General features: G+C 46.7%; 1 protein-coding gene. It reads right to left on the bottom strand.

Annotated elements, in window-relative coordinates; translation table 11 throughout:
- On the bottom strand, positions 1–896 hold an 896-nt coding region (locus A3766_RS06945; RefSeq protein WP_068641984.1), incomplete at its 3' end, for an iron-containing alcohol dehydrogenase.
- Between the last annotated feature and the right edge of the window lie 63 nt (positions 897–959).

Raw genomic sequence — 959 nt, 5'->3', positions numbered from 1 at the left:
GCCAAACCGTGTGGTGTAGAGTAATACGCACCAAAGTTGTGGGCGATGGCGTGAACATAGCCTACGCTCGCTTTGGTGAAAGCCAGGCCAGCATAGTAAGACGCCATAGCCATATTTTGTCGAGCTTCCAGGTTGCTGCCATCTTTCACTGCTGTTTCAAGATTTTCCATGATTAGACGTGTAGCAGCTGTTCCGTAAGCGTCGGTCTCATCGGTAGCATTAACTGAAATGTAAGACTCAATCGCATGAGTCAGTGCGTCCATTCCGGTTGCAGCCGTCACTGCAGCAGGTAGGCCTAGCATCATTGCGCCGTCTAAAGCGGCCATCATGGGTACCAGTTTAGGGTCAATGATAGGTGTCTTTTGATGGGTTTCAGGGTCTGATACGACAGACACGATGGTTACTTCTGAGCCAGTGCCTGCAGTTGTCGGGATGGCGAATAGTGGCAAAGGTGCTTTACGTAACTTGAATAAGCCGGCCATCTTCTCTAATGGCTTGTCATTTGTTGCGCGTGCTGCGATAGCCTTGCTTGCATCAATCGGTGAGCCACCGCCTACGGCAAGAATTGCTTCGCAGTTGTTGTTTCTTAATAAGTCTAGACCTGCTTGTACCTGATCATAGGTTGGGTCAGGAAGAATGCCGTCGTAGATTACGTATTTGATGTCAAGTTCTTCCAAGCGAGCTTTGATTTTGTCGATTAGTCCGATGCTGACGAGTACTTCATCGGTCGCAATCATTAGCTTTTTAATGCCTAGTTGGCCAATAGCATCGCATAATTCCAGTGAGGAGTCTGCACCAGTGAAAAGCGTTGGCTTTGGCATCGGAACGACTGCTGCAGCGACCTTTAGTGCTTTTGCTAGACCTTTGTAATATTGAACTTTTAAAGAAAATAACATGACAATACCTAATCGTAATTCGCAAAGTTGTAGAGTGGATGTTTAGAGTAACTGCTCTAAAAA

The sequence above is a fragment of the Oleiphilus sp. HI0132 genome (assembly GCF_001635845.1).
This window is presented reverse-complemented; position numbering and strand designations above follow the sequence as displayed.